Source organism: Halorarum halophilum (assembly GCF_013401515.1).
Lineage (GTDB): Archaea > Halobacteriota > Halobacteria > Halobacteriales > Haloferacaceae > Halorarum > Halorarum halophilum.
Genome location: NZ_CP058530.1, coordinates 202845 through 218054, shown reverse-complemented (window position 1 = coordinate 218054; position 15210 = coordinate 202845). Strand labels below are relative to the sequence as shown.

At 68.7% G+C, this 15210-nt stretch carries 11 protein-coding genes; 4 read left to right on the top strand and 7 right to left on the bottom strand.

All coding sequences use genetic code 11. The features are described from left to right. Positions 1 to 653: 653 nt before the first annotated feature. Positions 654 to 1394, bottom strand: a complete 741-nt coding sequence (locus tag HUG10_RS19340) for a hypothetical protein (RefSeq protein WP_179171334.1) — start codon at positions 1392 to 1394, stop codon at positions 654 to 656. Positions 1395 to 1536: 142 nt separating this feature from the next. On the opposite strand from HUG10_RS19340, the gene HUG10_RS19335 reads away from it, so the two are divergent. Next, positions 1537 to 2712: a hypothetical protein gene (locus HUG10_RS19335; RefSeq protein WP_179171333.1), complete on the top strand. Its 1176-nt coding sequence runs from the start codon at positions 1537 to 1539 to the stop codon at positions 2710 to 2712. Positions 2713 to 2820: 108 nt separating this feature from the next. Here the strand turns inward: HUG10_RS19335 and HUG10_RS19330 are convergent, their stop codons facing one another. Both HUG10_RS19330 and HUG10_RS19325 read right to left on the bottom strand, forming a co-directional pair. After that, entirely contained in the window at positions 2821 to 3225 is a 405-nt protein-coding gene (locus HUG10_RS19330; RefSeq protein WP_179171332.1) for a hypothetical protein, read from the bottom strand. An 11-nt stretch (positions 3226 to 3236) separates the two neighbouring features. Then, positions 3237 to 4277, bottom strand: a complete 1041-nt coding sequence (locus HUG10_RS19325; RefSeq protein WP_179171331.1) for a rhodanese-like domain-containing protein — start codon at positions 4275 to 4277, stop codon at positions 3237 to 3239. A 221-nt stretch (positions 4278 to 4498) separates the two neighbouring features. Here HUG10_RS19325 and glmM point away from each other — a divergent pair, with 221 nt between their 5' ends. Further along, positions 4499 to 5872, top strand: coding sequence for a phosphoglucosamine mutase (glmM, locus tag HUG10_RS19320; protein ID WP_179171381.1), 1374 nt, complete (start codon positions 4499 to 4501; stop codon positions 5870 to 5872). A 423-nt stretch (positions 5873 to 6295) separates the two neighbouring features. Next, entirely contained in the window at positions 6296 to 8662 is a 2367-nt protein-coding gene (locus tag HUG10_RS19315) for a lipopolysaccharide biosynthesis protein (RefSeq protein WP_179171330.1), read from the top strand. Positions 8663 to 9197: 535 nt separating this feature from the next. Here HUG10_RS19315 and HUG10_RS19310 read toward each other — a convergent pair. Genes HUG10_RS19310 through HUG10_RS19300 form a run of 3 tightly spaced genes read right to left on the bottom strand, consistent with a single transcriptional unit; the run spans position 9198 to position 12882 of the window. Next, a complete protein-coding gene (locus HUG10_RS19310) occupies positions 9198 to 10880 on the bottom strand; it encodes an asparagine synthase-related protein (RefSeq protein ID WP_179171329.1) in 1683 nt (560 codons plus the stop codon). 28 nt (positions 10881 to 10908) lie between these two features. Beyond that, the gene (gene glmS / locus HUG10_RS19305) at positions 10909 to 12726 is read right to left on the bottom strand and encodes a glutamine--fructose-6-phosphate transaminase (isomerizing) (protein ID WP_179171328.1); all 1818 of its coding nucleotides are present in this window, start codon (positions 12724 to 12726) and stop codon (positions 10909 to 10911) included. Then, positions 12727 to 12882: a hypothetical protein gene (locus HUG10_RS19300; protein WP_179171327.1), complete on the bottom strand. Its 156-nt coding sequence runs from the start codon at positions 12880 to 12882 to the stop codon at positions 12727 to 12729. A 307-nt stretch (positions 12883 to 13189) separates the two neighbouring features. On the opposite strand from HUG10_RS19300, the gene HUG10_RS19295 reads away from it, so the two are divergent. Next, complete coding sequence (locus HUG10_RS19295) at positions 13190 to 13996, top strand: DsbA family protein (protein WP_179171326.1); 807 nt, start codon at positions 13190 to 13192, stop codon at positions 13994 to 13996. Positions 13997 to 14482: 486 nt separating this feature from the next. Here HUG10_RS19295 and HUG10_RS19290 read toward each other — a convergent pair whose 3' ends face one another. Beyond that, complete coding sequence (locus HUG10_RS19290; RefSeq protein WP_179171325.1) at positions 14483 to 15079, bottom strand: DUF7344 domain-containing protein; 597 nt, start codon at positions 15077 to 15079, stop codon at positions 14483 to 14485. Positions 15080 to 15210 lie beyond the last annotated feature (131 nt).

Sequence of the window (15210 nt, the reverse complement as noted above, 5' to 3'; positions counted from 1 at the left end):
CGAACTGACTGGAGCCCGACGGACAGGCCCCGTCCATGGATCCGGTCCTTCACGCGATGTTCCGCGTGGGGTTTCCATCCCTTCACCGGTCGCGGTCGGTTCGCCGTCCGTCCGGAAGGTCAACGGGGATCGGTTCTGTACTGGCGGGTTCGACCTCCGTCCGTTCCTCCACCGAGGGAACCGGCCGCTCGCGGAACCGCTTGCTCGGTGGTGGGTCACGAAACAGGTGCACCCAGGAGAGCGATTCCGTTCGTAGGCGTGTCCGAACGGCTCGGTCGAGTCGAACTGCGCTACCGGCACCGACGCCTCAACCGGACCGTTTCCCCGCGATTACTATCAAACCAGTATAAATGATGGTGATTTGAGGGTAGTGGAATGGAACGTCGCTTGTTCCGGCGGTCACGTCTCCCTATGCAAGCGCGGCACGAGGGGCAACGATAATAGTGCCCTCACGGGATGTCGGCATCGCTCTTACACGTCTACACCTGTAACGACGCTGTCTTTATTTCCCGTGGGACTTTCAGGACGAACAAATTTCAACGGCGGACAGGGCGTAACGAGGGATCTAAATCCGTCTCTGGGATGTCTGCCGTCGATACAACGCCCATTGTGTTGCCGGCCGCCACGCTGAGAGGGGCACAACGTGTGTAGCATCACTGCTCGCGGCTCGCCCGAACGACGGTGACGAACGGGCGGGTGCGGTCCAGCGCGTCGTCGGCGAACCGGTTGACCGTGTTCCCCACCATCCGGATCTCCATCTCGTCCTCGGTGACAGTCCCCCGGAGCGTCGTCCCGCCGGCCAGGGCCTCCGTGACCAGCAGCGTCGTCTCGCTCCGTCCGGGGACGAGTTCCCGGCGGCTGGTCAGGGCGTTCGTCGTTCGGTCCTCGGTCCGGAGGACGCCCGAGAACACCCCGTCGGCTCCCGCCTGGATCTCCCAGTGGTCGATGACCGTCCTGCGTCCGGATTCCGGGTCGAGGACGACCGCCGTGGAGGCGACGGCGCCCGGTCCCGTCGGAACCGGGCCGTCCCGGTCGGCGGTCGCGATCGAGAGGTGGAACGGGTTCCGCGTCGCCGGTTCGGCGCCGCCGGGCGCGGACTGGGGTCCGACGGTCACGAGCACGTCGTGGCGAACGGGAGGGCGCTCGGAGCCTGGGGCGAGCGGGGTAGGGGGGAGTTCCGTCGTCGCCGTGCCGCGATACCGCCGTTCGATCGAGCCCGGGAACCCGTCGCCGAACGGGCCGCTCGCCGTGGAGGTGGGGAGGTCAGTGTCGACCCCCGACGCGTCGAACAGTTGCCCGGAGGCGACGACCGCGAGGGTGCCGCTGAGGAGCCCGATCATCTGTCGGCGGGTGACCGGGAGCTCCCCCGCGGGGACGTTCTCTTGACGACTCATCGTCACCTCCGACGGGGGGAGGGGGTAAAAAACACCAACACCGTGACAGCTCGGGCCGGTCCGTCGACCGCGCCGGATCGACCGTGCTGGTGACCTTTTGCCGTGGGAAAGTGTTTATCCTATGCGAGCCTACCGTGAAGACATGGGAACCGGCCGTCCCTCCAAAGCCGAGTGCCTCGACGGGTTCTCGGACGCCATCGGCGCGGTCGAACGCCTCGGCCCCGAGGCGTTCCCACAGCGCGACGTCTTCGAGCCGAGTCGGCGGGTGACGCGGTCGGACGCGGACCACGTCGTCGACAGCCGGTCGGATCTCCTCGACGCGCTCTCGGACCACGCCCCTGGCGCGGTCATCTGGGTCGACGGGACCATCGACGTGGGCGACGCCGAGGGGCTCGACCTGGCCGACGTCACGCTCGCGTCCGGCTACGGCGTGCCCGACCGGGCGACGGGGACGCTCTGGTCGAGCGAGAAGCCGCAACCGCTGTTCCAGGCGCACGACGACGTCAGGCTCACCGGCCTCCGGCTCTTCGGCGACGAGTTCGAGTACTTCGACCCCGCCGACCGCTTCCCGGGCGTCGACAAGCCGATCTACGAGGTCGGCGCCTCCGCGGCCGTGTACGTCCGCGGCGACGGGGTCGAACTGGACAACCTCCTGCTGTCGGGGTGGACGCACGCGGGTATCGGTATCCGCCGCGATGGCCGCGGCGACATGAGCACCCACATCCACCACGTCGACGCGGTGGACAACCCCGCCGAGTCGCTCGGTTACGGCGTCGCGGTCCGGGAGGGACGTCCGCTCGTGGAGCTCAGCTACTTCGACAACAACCGACACAGCATCGCCGGGTCGGGCCGGGAGAACTGCGGCTACGCCGTCCGCTTCTGCGTGTTCGGGGGGTACCACACGAGCCACGCGATCGACATGCACGGCAAGCACGTCGACGGCTACGACCTGCCCATCGCCGGGAACCGCCTGGAGGTGTACAACAACGTCGTCAAACTCCGCCGCTCGTACCACGACGGGCGACACCGCTCGGCGGTGAAGATCCGCGGACGCCCGACCGAGGGCGCCGAGATCGTCGGCAACTGGTTCTTCAACGAGCGTTCGGAGGTCGACAACGAGACGAGCAAGTCCGCGGTCCGACAGCTCCACGCGCCGAAACGCGCCTACCGGAAGATGCGGGTGGCCGACAACGTGTACGGGATCGACCGGTCGGCCGAGCGCGTCGACCTGACGGCCGAGCCGGACCTGTCGCTCGCCGACGCACCGTCCGGGACGGCGAGCCGGTCGCTGCTCGGGGCGGTGCGGAGCCTGCTGTAGGCGGAGGGGGACGTCGGTCGAGCCACGCCGCGCTCGAGGGAAGTCGAAGCACGACCTGATCGGGGCGAGCGACGGGTTTAGAGCGGTGTTAAACGCCGGCCGTGGCGGTCAGTCCCCGCCGTCGGCCCGGAGCCGCTCCACCCGCTCGCAGTTCCCGCACGGACAGCGGCCGCGGTCCTTCGCCTCCACTCGGCTGACGATCTCCAGTCGGTCGGCCTTCGCGTAGTTCCCGCAGCCGCACTGCACGTCGCCGTCGCTGAGTTCGTGGTACGCGTACGAGTTGCCGCTGGAGCGGGGGAAGATCCCCACCAGGTCGTCGTCGTCGCGCTCGTCGCCTTCGGCTCGCTCCTGCCGCGTCTCGCGGTTCGTCCGGCGCGTGTCCGCGGACGGGCACCGGTGGCTGGCGAGGTTCACGACGTGCGTGCCGCACTCCTCGCACCGGCTGATCGCCTCGCACTCCTCGACGAGCTGTCGCAGGTCGGCGCCGCCGTCGGTCCGTCGGGTCGTCGTCATTGGTGGGGGGCTCAGCGGAAGAGGTTCCGGAGGTCGAAGCTGTCGTCCGTCCCGGTCGCCGTCCCGTTCCCGGTGGCGGTCGAGTTCCCCATGGTGGAGTTCCCGGTCGTCGTGCTCGTGCCGCCGCCGGACGAGGACACGGTGCCGTCCGCCGTGATCGTGCCGCTCGTCAGCTCCGAGAACGTCCCGGTCACGGTGTAGGCCGGCGTCTCGACCCGGACCGTCGACTGGCCGTCCACGTCGACGAACTTGGTCCGGAGTTCGTAGCTGCCGTCGGCCTGGATGGGGACCGCCTCCCGCTGGTCGGAGCCCTCGTGGTACGCCCACGCGAACTCGCCCTCGTGCTGCTGGGGGGTCTTGCCGTTGATGACGCGAACCGTCGGCATGCGGCCGGGGTCCGTCCCGGCGAGCGGGAAGTTACGCTCGCGCCAGTCGCCGAACCCCTTATCGAGCGCGTACACCTCCTTGTAGCCGCGGTTCTTCAGCGAGGCCGCGCGGAGCGACGCGAGGTGGTGCGGGCAGTCGCAGTAGGTGATGATGCGGTCCTCCTGGGGCCACTCGAGCACGGGGTCGTCCGGCAGGTCGACGCCGTCGCCGGCCGGGCTCAGGACGGAGCCGAAGATGTGCGAGACCTCGAACTCGCTCTCGCTCCGGGTGTCGGCGAACCGGGCCTCCCCCCGGACGTACCAGTAGTAGGCCACGTCGGTGGGGACCAGTTTGATCTCCATGCCGCCGCGCTGGAGCGTGTTGAAGCTCGACGGGTCGATGTTCCGCTCCTCCGGGACGTTCTCGAACTCCGGCGGGTAGCCGTCCTCGGGGTTCGAGTCCTTGGGAAGCTCGTCGCCGTTCTTCGGCCCGGTCAGCTCGGAGGAGTCCCCCCCGCCGGTGCCGGTCGACGTCGGGGTGTCCGTCCCCGTCGACTGGAGTTCGGACGTCTCGGTCTCGGTCTCGGTCGGGTCGCCGTCGTTACCGGAACAACCGGCGAGGCCGAACAGCGCGGCAGCGCCGGTCGCCTGGACGACTCGCCTGCGGGTCGGGTTTCGGTCCGTCATCTCGCTTCCCCGTACCCTCCACGACCGTTTTATTATAGAGCAGGTAAGCCCCGGCGCGACGTACGCGGCCGATTCGGGCGGGCTCGCGCGCTCTATTGTACGGGGAGCACGGGGACCGAGAGGCCCGTAGAAGGGGGACACGGGGCCGACATCGGACCCTCCCGGCCGGCGAAATCGTTTATGAGAAGTATAGTAAGGCCGCTCGTCCCGGTTTGGCAACCATGTTCGGAACGAGTGGTATTCGCGGAGAGGTCGGCGAGGACGTCACGGCCGACGTCGCGCTGTCGGTCGGCCGGGCGCTCGCATCGACGGGTCACGGTCGAGTCGTGATCGGACGGGACACTCGCGAGAGCGGTGAGATGCTCATGGACGCGCTCTCGGCCGGCCTCCGGGAGTGCGGCGCCGACGTGATCCACCTCGGCACGGCGTCGACGCCGACGGTCGCCCGGAGCGTCGGGTGGCTGGACGCGGACGCCGGCGTCGTGGTCACGGCCTCGCACAACCCGCCCAAGGACAACGGGCTGAAACTGTGGAACCCGTCGGGGCAGGCCTTCGACGGGAAGCAGCGCGACGCCATCGCCCGTCGCATCGAGGACGGGTCGTACTCGCTCGTGTCCGCGGACGAGGTCGGGTCCGCGACCGAGTGGGCGGAGGGCGCGGACCGCCACGTCGCCGCGCTCCGCGAGACGACCGGCTCGCTGGACGGGTTGGAGGCCGTCGTCGACGTCGGGAACGGCGCCGGGCGAATCACCGCGACGGCGCTGGTCGAACTCGGCTGTTCGGTGACCACCCTCAACGCGGAGCCGGACGGCCGGTTCCCGGGTCGGCCCAGCGAGCCGACCGCCGAGACGTGCGCCGGGCTCTGCGAGGTCGTGGCGAACACGGACGCGGACTTCGGCGTCGCCCACGACGGGGACGCGGATCGGATGATGGCGGTGACGGCGTCGGGCGAGTTCGTACCGGGCGATCAGTTGCTCGCGCTGTTCGGGCGGGACGCGGTCGAACCCGGCGAGCGCGTCGCCGCCCCCCTCAACACGAGCCTCGCCGTCGACGACGCCCTCGGGGAGGTCGACGCCTCGGTGGTCCGGACGAAGGTCGGCGACGTCTTCGTGGCCGAGCGCGTGGCCGACGAGGACGTCGCGTTCGGCGGCGAGCCGTCGGGCGCCTGGATCTGGTCGGAGGAGACGCTGTGTCCGGACGGCCCGCTGGCCGCGTGCCGCCTGGCGGAACTGGTCAGGGATCACGGCCCGCTCGACGAGCAGGTCGAGGGGGTCGGCGGCTACACAACCCGGCGGGAGAGCTACCCGACGGACGACAAGGAGGACACCGTCGACCGCGTGCACCGGCGCGCGATGGCCGAGTACGATGCCGTCGACGTCAGCGACGGCGTCCGGGTGGACCTGGACGACGGCTGGTTCCTCGTGCGCGCGAGCGGCACCCAGCCGCTCGTCCGCGTCACGGCCGAGGCGCGAACCGATCGGCGCGCGGAGGAGCTGTTCGAGCGCGCGGAGGAGCTCCTCGCCGAGGCGCGCGACGGGGGAACGGCCGGTTCGGACGACGGAACGGCCATCGCCGGGAACCGGTCGACTGACTGACCGGTTCGAGGTGGTCTCCCCGTCGCACCGAGGGATTTCCCGACCTGCACCAGTCGCGGATCGGACAGTTGTCCCGGGGTAATCGGGGGCCTAAGCGAACGCCGGACTCTTACTATCTCAATAATAAACCCCCCGCGCCGACTACCTACACTCAATGACCACTGTCACCCGCGCCGCTCGTCGGGGCGAGCGCGACGCGCCCTCGGTCGGTCGGCCACGGCGCTGCCGACGCGGCGGCCGAGGCGGTGACGACGCGAGCCTCGAACCGACGGAACGCTCCCGTTCGGCGGGACGAATCGCCCTCCGGACTCACGTGACCTGTGAGTGTTGACTCCCGGGTTGGCCCTCCGAAGTCGAGGGGAACGGACGGTTTCGAACCCATCACTCCCATGAACCCGCTCACAGGAACGAGGTGACGTAGAGGTGGACCGAAGCATCACGAGTGGTTTCCTCTCGTTCGTCGGCACGAAGTTCGTGCTGCTCCTGCTGGGGCTGGCGTCCTCGCCGCTCCTGACCCGCCTGCTCGGCGACGAGTACGGGGACTACGCGTTCCTCATGTCGGTGTTCGCCATCTTCATGATCTTCGTCAGCTCCGGCGTCACGGACGGCGTGCGGAAGTTCCTCGCAGAGCAGCGCGACGAACCGGAGTGGGACGCGCACGTCGTCGGGTTCTACTTCCGGATCGCGGCGCTCCTCGCCGCCCTGGGGGCCGGGCTCCTCGCGGCGGTCTCGTGGCTGGGGCTCCTCACCCCGTTCGTGGACAGCCCGGAGTTCGAGACGTACTTCTACGCGCTCGCGGTGCTCGTCGTGGCGTCCCAGTTCCGGGAGTACGCCCGCCGGACGCTGATGGGGTTCGGGCTGGAACACTACTCCGAACCGCTTCGGATCCTCGGCAAGGTCACCTTCCTCGCGACCGCGGTGACGCTGGCGTATCTCGGTCACGGCGTCGTCGGCGTGCTCGCCGGACACGCCGTCGCGAGCAGCCTCGTCGCGCTCTGCGGCTTCTACTTCATCAGCCGGAACGTGCCGCTCAGGTCGGTGTTCAAGATCCCGTCGTTCGACTTCCCCCGGCGCGAGATGTTGACGTTCAACGGGTTCAGCATCCTGCTCGTGCTGCTGATGATGTCGCTGTACCACGTCGACATCATGATGCTCCGCCCGCTCGCCGGGCAGGAGCAGACCAAGTACTACAAGGTCGCGCTGACGCTCGCGGAGTTCCTCTGGTTCGTCCCGCTCTCGCTGCAGATGGTGTTGATGCACTCCACCTCCAACCTCTGGGCGAACAACAACCGGGAGCGCATCAGTACCATCGCCGCGCGGGTCACGCGGTACACCCTGCTGCTCACCGCGCTGATGTCCATCGGGATCGCGGTGCTCGCGCCCACGGTGATCCCCGTCCTCTATCCCGACGAGTACATCGCGAGCCTGACACCGCTCCTCCTGCTCCTGCCGGGCGCGCTCGGCTTCGCGCTCGCCCGGCCGCTGCTGGCAATCGGGCAGGGGAAGGGCGACCTGAAGGTGCTCATCCTGGCGACCGGCGTGGCCGCCGTGATGAACCTCGTGCTCAACTACGTGCTCATCCAGCGGTACGGAATGCACGGCGCCGCGGTGGCGACGAGCGTCAGCTACGGGTCGATGTGCCTGCTGCACATCTGGAGCGCGCGCCGCATCGGCTACGACCCGCTGTCGGACGCGCGGCTGCTCCGGACGCTGATGACCATCCTGCTCTCGGTCTGGCCGATCTACTACCTGTCGACGTTCATCGGGAACGACTACCTGGCGCTCGCCGTCGTCCCGCCGGCCGGTCTCCTGATCTTCCTGGCGTTCGCGCTGCTGACCGGCGCGCTCGGCATCGGCGAGATACTGAACGTGTTGCAGTCGTTCCCGAGCCCGATCGACCAGTGGGCGACCCGCACCAGGAACTCCCTCGCGCGGGTCAAGTACCGGTCGAGCGTCGTCGACTCCATCCAGGCGGGACTCCTCGTCTTCGGGGGGCTGCTCTTCCTCGTCGGGATCGCCGTCGCCGCCACCGGTCCGGGCCTCGGCATCGGCGACCTCGGCGTTCCCATCCCCGGTTCGGACAACGAGACCGGCACCGGGACGCCGGTGCCGGAGCCCGTCGGGTCGCCGACGACGCAGTCGCCCGCCGGGACCGCGACGGACGCGCCGTCGTCGACTCCCGACTCGACTCCGGGCGATGACCCGACGGGAACGGACTCGCCGACGGACGAACCGCCAGGGGACGATCCGCCGGACGACGACGATCCGCCGGACAACGACCCACCGGACGACGATGACCCGCCGGACGACGACCCGTCCCCGACGCCGACGGACGAACCGCCGGGGACGGCGACCCCGACGGAGTCGCCGCCGGGGACGGAGACCGACACGCCGACAGGCACGGCGACCGAGACGCCGACGGAGGCGCCGACGTCGACTCCGCAGCCGACGGAGACCCCGACGGACACGCAGACGGACACGCCAACGTCGACAGCCACACCGACGCCGTCGGAGACCCAGACCCCGACGGCGTCGGAAACTCGAACGCCGACGCCGTCGAATACGCAGACGTCGACGCCGACGGCGACCGCCACGCAGACGGCCGAACCGACGCAGACGGCGACGACGGCGGGGGCGTCGTCGACCGACACGTCCTCGACAGACTCCTCGACGGATTCCTCGACGACGACCACCTCGTCCACGGACACCTCGTCCACCTCGACGTCGACGTCGATGCTGGTGGTGGGACGGTCGGTGTTCGCCGACCTCACGAACGTCCTGTCGTACTGACGAGCGTCGGAGCCGCGTCCCGGTCGGAACACCTCGACCACATGGACGGCGGAAATCCACCGGGCCGATTCCATCCCCGTCGACCACTTCTCCTCGAAGCGGGTTCGTCCCGACAGTTCCTTCGCTCGCGACACCCCGGGCGGCCGATCGGTCGCCGTCACACGTCCCTGGCGCTACCGCTCCGTTCGCCACCTACCTGGACCTCCCGTCCCCCGTGCGGCCGCGACCCGAAACCCTGTCGGCGAGTTCGAGGTCCCGGCCATCGCGGGTCCCCTCGTCGTCCTCGAGACGGGCTGGATCGGGACTCGGGTCTCCGCACGAGTCGTGACGTCCCGTCGTTCGGGGTCGGTGCGCGTGACTCCTCGTTCGGCGGAGAACAGTTCGGGGCGGCCGGGAAACAGTCGGGGTGAGGACGGCGGGAGCATCGGAACCGGGAGAACGGTCCGGGACGAACGGTGCGGTCAGGACGACGGGAACGTCGGAACTGGGAGAACAGTCCGGGACGAACGCGGTGGTCGGGGACGTGGTGCCGGGATCAGGCGGGTGGGCAGAGGACGTGGGCCGAGATCGCCGATTCGTCGTCGGACGTCTCGTCGAGCCACGCCGTGATGTCGTTGATGCGGAGCTTCAGTCGTGGCGGGAGGTCGTGGATCTCCGGGCATTCCGCGAAGAGCCGCTGGTCGTACTGGTTCCGGTCGTAGTGGCGCGTGCGGTCGGGCCAGGACCCGTTGAACCCCGAGACGAACGGGAGCTTCTTCCGGATGAAGTTCTGGACCGAGTTCAGCTGGACCGAGTCGTACGGTCGGTCCGGCGGGCGGTGCTTCAGGATGTCGTCGTCGATGCGCCGGATGGCCTTCAGGAGCGTACCGGTGTTCCGGTGCTCCGGCGGCGTCTTGAGGTGCCAGTCGATGAGCTCGCTGTCCGCGACGATGAACGACTCGAGGTAGTTGTCGGCGAGGTGGTACCGGAACGGCATCGTCGGCTGGTTCTGGATCCCGACCAGGTCGATGGCGTTGTAGATCGAGTCGTACCGGTCGGACTGCCCGACGAGCTGCTCGTCGACGGCCTCCTTCACCAGCGTCTCGCCGTCGCCGCTGTACTCGCTGTCGGGGACGAGGTCCCGATCGCTCGGGATGAACCCGAACTTGTCCTCGACGAGCGTCTCGGCGACGCTCGGCTCCGGGTCGAGCCGGTTCCACGGGAGCTCGTACCCCGCCACGTTGACCCGGTCGGTCGGCAGGAAGTGCCCCCGGAAGAAGGTGTCCCAGAGTAGCCCGTGGTAGATGGTGTCCACGTCGATTTCCGTGTCGTACGCCGCGTGGTGGATGTGGATGGACTCCTTGATGCCGTGGCCGTACTCGATGGCGTCGCCCTCGCGGTTGAGGTACCGCTCGTCGACGCTCAGCAGGTGGTGGGGAACGCCGTACTGCTCGGAGATGTTCTTCGCCACCTTCGTCTCGGCGCTCGAGGCGGACCCGACGGTGTAACACGTGTCGATGTTCGGCAGTCCCGCCAGGATGGTCCGCGAGTCGTAGCCGCCGCTCAGGAGGAGCCCCTTCCGTCCGGGGTGTTTGGCCCGCCGCGCGAGCGCGCGTTCGAGCCGGTCCGCGAGCTCCTGCACGTAGTCGAACTCCGTCGGCTCGTACACGAACCGGCTGAGCTCGGCCGTGGAGTCGGCGTAGAGACACCCGTCGAAGGGCACGCGCCGGAGTTGCCGGATCGTCGTCCTGTCGCCGAGCACGACGCCCAGGTGCAGGAACTCCAGCAGCGGCTTCTCGGCCGTCTCGGGCGACTGGATGCCGTCCGAGACCGCCCCCGGGTCGGTTCCGAACACGCGACTCCCCGGGGCGTCCGTGAAGTAACACTCCCACGTCCGCGCGGGGTCGGTGGCGACGAACGCCTCGTCCCCGTCGTCGATGAACGCGAGGTAGGAGCCGTTCAGCTCCGACAGCGCGCCCATCCCGACCTCGTCGTACCGGCCGAGGAGCCACCTGGCGGGGTCCATCCCCGTGCTCTTGGGGGTGTACACCTCGCCCCAGAGGACGCAGACGCCCCCGTCGCCGGAGTAGACCGTCGACCGACCGGGGATCCCGAGCCCGACGTCGCGGATGCCCACGGTCGCAGTCCCCCCCTCGACGACGCGGTCGAACTCCGTCTCGGACCTGAACTTGCCGAACTCCGAGCGGTCCCCGAACACGCCGAACAGTTCCTTCTTCATAGTGTTGGCAGCCAGTCCCCTGTGCGCGTCATTCGACTGTGACGCTCTTCGCCAGGTTTCGGGGTTTGTCGATCGATCGCCCGAGTTCGTTCGCCGCGTGGTACGACACGAGCTGCAACTGGACGTTCGCGAGCAGTCCGGACCACATCGGGTCGGTGTCCGGGATCGGGAGGTGCGCGTCGGTCGCCTCGATGGCGGGGTGACCCTCCTTCGCGACGGCCACGATCGGCGCGCCGCGGGTCTGGGCCTCCTTCGCGTTCTTCAGGGTCTTCTCGTCGTGCTCGCCGGTGAACACCGCGAACACCGGCGTCTGGGGCGTCACTAGGGCGAGCGGGCCGTGTTTCAGCTCGCCCGACGCGAACCCCTCGGCGTGTTCGTAGGTGATCTCCTTGAACTTGAGCGCCGACTCCTTCGCCACGGGGTAGCCGAGCCCCCGCCCGATGAAGAAGTACGCGTCGCTGCCGAGGAACCGGTTCGCGATCCGCTCCGCGTCGTCCCCCTCGAGCATCCGCCCGAGGTCGTCCGGCAGGGACGTGAGCGCGTCGAGCGCGGGTTCGAGGTCGCGGTGCTCGCGCTCGCCGCTCATGTGGGCCGCGAGTCGCTGTGCGAGCAGCGCCAGCGTGACGGTCTGGGACGAGAACGTCTTTGTCGCGGCCACGCCGATCTCGGGGCCGGCGTGGATGTACACCGTCTCGTCTGCCGCGCGCGCGGCCGAGGAGCCCATCACGTTCGTCACCGTCAGGACCGTCGCGCCCTCGCGGGACGCCCGGCGCATCGCGCCGAGCGTGTCGGCGGTCTCCCCGCTCTGGGTCACGGAGACGACGAGCGTCTCCTCGGTGACCGGGTCGGACGCCATCTGGTACTCGCTCGCGCGGTAGGTGCGGGCGCGCACCCCGGCCTCGTTCAGGAGCGTGGTGCCGTACAGCGCCGCGTGATACGACGTTCCGCACGCGACGAACTGCACCTCGCTGAACTCCGAGAGGGTCTCCGGGTCGAAGGCGTCGACGTCGACGTCGTCGCCCGAGGGCGAGATGCGCCCCTTGATGGTGTTCCTGAGCGACGTCGGCTGGGAGTCGATCTCCTTCAGCATGTAGTGCTCGTAGCCGCCCTTGCCGGTCTCCTCCGGGTTCCAGTCGACCGTGTCGATCTCGCGGTCGACCGGCTCGCCCTCGAGCGTGGTGATGTCCACCCCGTCCGGGCGGACCGTGGCGACGTCGCCGTCCTCGAAGTAGACGACCTCGTCCGTGTACTCCAGGAAGGCGGGCACGTCGCTCGCGAGGAAGTACTGGTCCTCGCCGAGCCCCATCACGAGGGGCGAGCCGCGCCGAGCGGCGAACACGGCGTCCTCGTCGTCGAAGATCGCGGCGACGGCGAAGCTCCCCTCGAGCTGCTGGATCGCCTCGACGAACGCGGTGTGCGGGTCGGTGTCCGCGTCGTAGTAGTGGTCGAGGAGGTGGGGGATCACTTCGGTGTCCGTGTCGCTCCGGAACCGGACCCCGGTCTCCTCGAGCTTGTCGCGCAGGGACTGGTGGTTCTCGATGATGCCGTTGTGGACGACCGCGATGTCGCCGTCCTCGTTCGTGTGCGGGTGGGCGTTCTCGTCCGTCGGGGCACCGTGGGTGCTCCATCTCGTGTGCCCGATCCCGATGTTCCCGTCGAGGTGGGTCCCGTCGACGCGCTCCTTCAGGTCATTGACCTTCCCGGAGCACTTGACCACCGAGACGCCCGAGCCGTTCTGGAGGGCGACGCCCGCGGAGTCGTAGCCGCGGTACTCCAGGTTCTCGAGTCCGGTGAGCACCCGCGGGATGGCCTCGTCGGGGCCGATCCGGGCGATGATTCCGCACATCTACGCGCCCTCCGTGTCGAGGTGTGCTCGCCGTGCACGTGGCCCCGTTCGGCCGGGGAGACGCTCGCGGCTCGTCGTCCCCTCGGTTCCGACGTCGTCGGCTTCCGTCTGCTCGACCTCGCTCTCGAACCCGTTGCGGGTGGAATCTCTTGTCATGGTTGATCGGTCTCCGGTTTCGAAAGCCGGACTCTCGGTGAACTCGCTCCTTCCTACCTCCCCTCGGTGCATTACTATAGACGGGATAAGCGGAATCGCCCTCCTCGAGGCGCGATATCCCACGTGAACAACAGTCGGGAACGTTCCCGCGTGCGGGAACTAAACTCGACTAAGCTCGATTAAGTCGGATTCGAACGCGGCTCCGTTCGGACTCGAACCGGCCACGAAGCCGTTTATCAACCCGGTAATAACGGTCGAAGGGAACACCAGTACAATCATGCCGAGTGATCGAACTCGCAGACGGCTGTTGCAGGTTGCCGGTACGGCGGCGACACTGTCGCTGGCTGGCTGTGCGACCGTGGCGGAGCAGTTCTCGAGTGGCGAAGGTACCCCTGGGGCGGGCGGAGGGACGGGGACGCCGGTCCCCGAGACCGACACGGGGAGCACGCCGGGTTCCGAGTCGACGGACGCGTCCGGGACCCCGGACGACGACTCGTGGTCCACGGAGTCCGTCACCATCGAGTCCCCGGACATCTCGCTGGCCGACGTGCCGCTGCCCGAGGAGCGGACGCAGTACGCCCGGATGGGCGCCTCGGACGCGTCGGCCACCGCGACGGTGTACGGCAACTGGAAGTGCCCGTACACGCAGGACTTCGTCCTGAACCAGCTCCCGGAGGTCGTCGACCGCTTCGTCCGGCCGGGGGACCTGGCGCTCGAGTTCCGGGCGCTGTCCTACCAGTCGGGGGAGCCGTTCCTCGGGCCGGACGCCCCCCGCGCCGCGCGGGCGGGGCTCTCGGTCTGGGACGTCGACCCCGAGTCGTACTGGTCGTACTTCGCGCACGTCTTCGCGAACCAGCCGCAGGAGCGACGCGAGTGGGCGCAGCCGTCCCTCCTCGTCAGGTTCGCCGAGAAGAGCGGCGTGAACGGCACCCAGCAGGTCCAGCAGTCCATCAGGTCGAACGCGTACGCCGGGCCGGTCCAGTCGACGACCGGGGCCGCGAGCGACCTGGGGATCGCGACCGTCCCGCGCGTGTTCGCGAACGAGGAGATCACGGCCCCCACGGTCGACTTCGAGTCGACGCTCTCACAGCTCGAGAGCGCGGTCGGGAACTGAGCCGCGACGTCGGTTCGGCCCGGGACCGGTCCGGGACGTAACGCTTCCCCGCAGACGCCGAACGCGCGCGGCCGCGGGGTTCGACGCGTACAGCGATTCTCGCAGAACGAGCGCGCACGAGCGAGTGTACCGAGGGCGTGTCGGTCCCGGTCCGACGACGATGGGCGTCGGACGGGGTTCCGGAGCGATTCATCGGGGACGTTCGGCGGCCGCGGGGACGTCCTCGCGTCGTTCGCCGGTCGGATCCTCGGGCGCGAACAGGCGTTCCGGACGCCAGTCGACGGACCGAACGTCGGTCGAGGGGTTCGGACGTCGGTGAAGGTACTTCTCCCGACGCTCGTCGTCACTGTCCGGTTCGATCGGACTCGCGAGCGGCGGCCCTGCGGGCGACGAACTGTGTCGTTCGCGGCGGCGGAGAGCCGTCTTCAGGGGGTGAGAGGGTCAGCTGTCGGCGTCGGCGGCGTCCGTCGTCGTGCGTCGAGGGGGTTACTGGTCGAGGACACGCTCGCTCGCGACGTGGGCGATCGTGGTGACGGTGAACAGGAGGAGGACGAGGACGCCGACGAGGGCGTCCGGCGCCATCGACACCACGGGCATTCCCATGGTCTCCCCCGCGACGAGCGCGCCGCCGACCCCGGCGGCGCCGAGGTAGGAGAGCTCCCAGGGGAACGTCTCCGCCTCCTCGCCGTCGGCGTCGTCGTCCTCGAACGGGTCCAGGTACGGGTTGAGCTGGTCGGCCAGCCTCGTGCGCTCCACGATGCCCCGGCTCTGGTTGTAGTCGATGATCCCCTCCTCGTCGAGCTTCGGAAGGTGGTTCTGATACAGCGGGATGTAGACTCGCTGGCGTTCCTTCGATGTGAGCGCCTGTACGGTCGTGTCGTGCTCCCACGCGGCCACCTGTTCGGCGATGTCGCGCATGCGAACCTGACCGTCCCGGCCCTCGAGGTACTTCAGTACCCACCGGCGCCGCTGGTTCTGGAGCACGTGGAACACCTGGTCCTCCGTCAGCCGACTCTGACTGTCGCTCTCCGACTCCACGGCGTTCACGTCGTGCTTGGTAGACGAGCTTGCAGCGATGGTCATCTTTCTTCGCTCCCTCAGATTGCCGTGAGGGTAATAAAATGAGAAACTAATCCCGACCATTGCCGTCCTTTGTACACTCTTTAGCGCAGTAATAGGAACCATCCGAAACATGTAGAATGAATTGACAACCC